General features: G+C 54.7%; 1 tRNA gene and 2 rRNA genes. All 3 read right to left on the bottom strand.

Going from position 1 to position 3,485, the window contains the following annotated elements:
- Positions 1-50 precede the first annotated feature (50 nt).
- Positions 51-127 (bottom strand) — tRNA-Met (locus GHK62_RS33420).
- A gap of 81 nt (positions 128-208) precedes the next feature.
- Positions 209-323, bottom strand: a 5S ribosomal RNA gene (gene rrf, locus GHK62_RS33415).
- Positions 324-549: 226 nt separating this feature from the next.
- A 23S ribosomal RNA gene (locus GHK62_RS33410) occupies positions 550-3,448 on the bottom strand.
- Between the last annotated feature and the right edge of the window lie 37 nt (positions 3,449-3,485).

Genomic DNA, 3,485 nt, shown 5'->3' with positions numbered 1-3,485 from the left:
GCGGGGGAACGGCAAAACCCCCGGGGCGTTTGGGCACCGGGGGTTTTTGTTGGTTGCGGGGGCAGGATTTGAACCTGCGGCCTTCAGGTTATGAGCCTGACGAGCTACCGGGCTGCTCCACCCCGCGTCAACTTTCGTTTTTGTTTTGTGTTGTTTTCGCCGTTTGCCGGCGTTTGTGAGAGAAGATGTTTTATCTTGCGATTTGCAGACCTGGCAGCGACCTACTCTCCCGCGTCTTAAGACGAAGTACCATCGGCGCTGGGGCGTTTCACGGCCGTGTTCGGAATGGGAACGGGTGCAGCCACCCCGCCAGAACCACCAGGTCGGCAAAGCGCAAGCGTTGCTCCCCGGAGGGGAGCAAATTGTCGAGAAGCTGGTGAAGCGATTGCTTCGTTTTGAACACGTCATGCGTCTTATCCGGACAACTCCAGCAGCCGGCAGAGCCGAGCCGCCAGTCGTCTGGCGCGCCGTCCGCAGCGTCGGCCGAAGGCCGACAGCGTGAGGACAAAGAATTGCGATGCGCATCCATGATGAGCATAAGCAATGGGAACGATCAAGCCGATCGAACGATTAGTACCGGTAAGCTTCATGCGTTGCCGCACTTCCACACCCGGCCTATCAACGTGGTCGTCTTCCACGGTTCTCAAGGGAATACTCGTTTTCAGGTGGGTTTCCCGCTTAGATGCCTTCAGCGGTTATCCCTTCCATATATAGCTACCCTGCTATGCCCTTGGCAGGACAACAGGTCCACCAGAGATATGTCCATCCCGGTCCTCTCGTACTAGGGACAGATCCTGTCAATATTCCTACACCCACGGCAGATAGGGACCGAACTGTCTCACGACGTTCTGAACCCAGCTCACGTACCGCTTTAATTGGCGAACAGCCAAACCCTTGGGACCTGCTCCAGCCCCAGGATGCGATGAGCCGACATCGAGGTGCCAAACAACCCCGTCGATATGGACTCTTGGGGGTCATCAGCCTGTTATCCCCGGCGTACCTTTTATCCGTTGAGCGATGGCCCTTCCACGCGGGACCACCGGATCACTATGACCGACTTTCGTCTCTGCTCGACTTGTCAGTCTCGCAGTCAGGCGGGCTTATGCCATTGCACTCGACGAGCGATTTCCGACCGCTCTGAGCCCACCATCGCGCGCCTCCGTTACTCTTTCGGAGGCGACCGCCCCAGTCAAACTACCCACCATACACTGTCCCGGATCCGGATGACGGACCGCGGTTAGACATCCATGACGATAAGGGTGGTATTTCAAGGACGGCTCCACAGGAACTGGCGTCCCTGCTTCAAAGCCTACCACCTATCCTACACATGCCGACACGAATGCCAGTGTAAAGCTATAGTAAAGGTGCACGGGGTCTTTCCGTCTGACCGCAGGAACCCCGCATCTTCACGGGGAATTCAATTTCACTGAGTCTGCGTTGGAGACAGCGGGGAAGTCGTTACGCCATTCGTGCAGGTCGGAACTTACCCGACAAGGAATTTCGCTACCTTAGGACCGTTATAGTTACGGCCGCCGTTTACTGGGGCTTCGATTCAGAGCTTGCACCCCTCCTCTTAACCTTCCAGCACCGGGCAGGCGTCAGACCCTATACGTCGTCTTGCGACTTCGCAGAGCCCTGTGTTTTTGATAAACAGTCGCTACCCCCTGGTCTGTGCCACCCCATCATACTTGCGTACAAAAGGGTCACGCTTCTTCCGAAGTTACGCGTGCAATTTGCCGAGTTCCTTCAACGCAGTTCTCTCAAGCGCCTTGGTATACTCTACCTGACCACCTGTGTCGGTTTCGGGTACGGTCTATACGGTGGAGCTATTTCCCGGGACCGCGTCCAGGCCTGGACAATCCAATAAGTCCAGACAAGTTAAGCGATCCGTCACTACCACCAGGCCCACGAATATTAACGTGGTTCCCATCGACTACGCGTGTCCGCCTCGTCTTAGGGGCCGGCTAACCCTGCTCAGATTAACTTTAAGCAGGAACCCTTGGTCTTTCGGCGAGAGGGTCTCTCACCCTCTTTATCGTTACTCATGTCAACATTCGCACTTCCGATACCTCCAGGACCCCTCACGGGTATCCCTTCACAGGCTTACGGAACGCTCCGCTACCACGTGCCTTGCGGCACATCCTCAGCTTCGGTGCATGGCTTTAGCCCCGTTACATTTTCGGCGCAAAGACCCTTATTTAGACCAGTGAGCTGTTACGCTTTCTTTAAATGATGGCTGCTTCTAAGCCAACATCCTGGTTGTTTTGGGATCCTCACATCCTTTCCCACTTAGCCATGACTTGGGGACCTTAGCTGGAGGTCAGGGTTGTTGCCCTTTTCACGACGGACGTTAGCACCCGCCGTGTGTCTGCCGACTAGTACTCCCCGGTATTCGGAGTTTGGTTAGGATCAGTAAGACGGTGAGTCCCCATAGCCCATCCAGTGCTCTACCCCCGGGGGTATTCGGTCGACGCTCTACCTAAATAGATTTCGCGGAGAACCAGCTATTTCCGAGTTTGATTGGCCTTTCACCCCTAGCCACAAGTCATCCCAATCTATTGCAACAGATGCGGGTTCGGTCCTCCAGTTGGTGTTACCCAACCTTCAACCTGCTCATGGCTAGATCACTCGGTTTCGGGTCTAATGCGACGAACTGAACGCCCTGTTCAGACTCGCTTTCGCTGCGCCTTCACCTATCGGCTTAAGCTTGCTCGTCACACTAAGTCGTTGACCCATTATACAAAAGGTACGCCGTCACCCTTGCGGGCTCCGACTGTTTGTAGGCATCCGGTTTCAGGTTCTATTTCACTCCCCTTGTCGGGGTGCTTTTCACCTTTCCCTCACGGTACTTGTTCGCTATCGGTCATGCACGAGTACTTAGGCTTGGAGAGTGGTCTCCCCATGTTCAGACAGGATTTCTCGTGTCCCGCCTTACTCAAGGACAATGAGTGTTCTACGTGTAAGGGGCTATCACCCTCTACGGCCGACCTTTCCAAATCGTTCCACTTCATTCCTCATTGCCACTGGCCTGGTCCGCGTTCGCTCGCCACTACTTGCGGAGTCTCGGTTGATGTCCTTTCCTGCAGGTACTTAGATGTTTCAGTTCCCTGCGTTCGCTTCTTATCCCTATGTATTCAGAATAAGATACCTTTCAACAATGCTTGGAAACCATTTTGGTTCTCACTCACGCGTCGTACCGCTCCTTCGGAGCTGACGCTCCGTTAGGGCGCGCAACGATGCGCGACGGCCTCTGGCCTTGCGAAGCTTCGCTTCGTTCAGCCAAACGACAACCAAAATGATTTTCCAAGCATTTAAGGTGGGTTGCCCCATTCGGAGATCCATGGATCAAAGCTCATTCGCAGCTCCCCACGGCTTATCGCAGCGTATCACGTCCTTCATCGCCTGTGCATGCCAAGGCATCCACCAAATGCCCTTTTGACACTTGATCGTTCTCATTGCCAATGCTCATCCTTATTGGGTTTGGC

Origin of the sequence: Sinorhizobium terangae (genome assembly GCF_009601505.1) — a bacterium.
GTDB classification, from domain to species: domain Bacteria; phylum Pseudomonadota; class Alphaproteobacteria; order Rhizobiales; family Rhizobiaceae; genus Sinorhizobium; species Sinorhizobium terangae.
The sequence above is the reverse complement of the archived record's forward strand: the minus strand, read 5'-3'. Positions and strand labels throughout refer to the sequence as shown.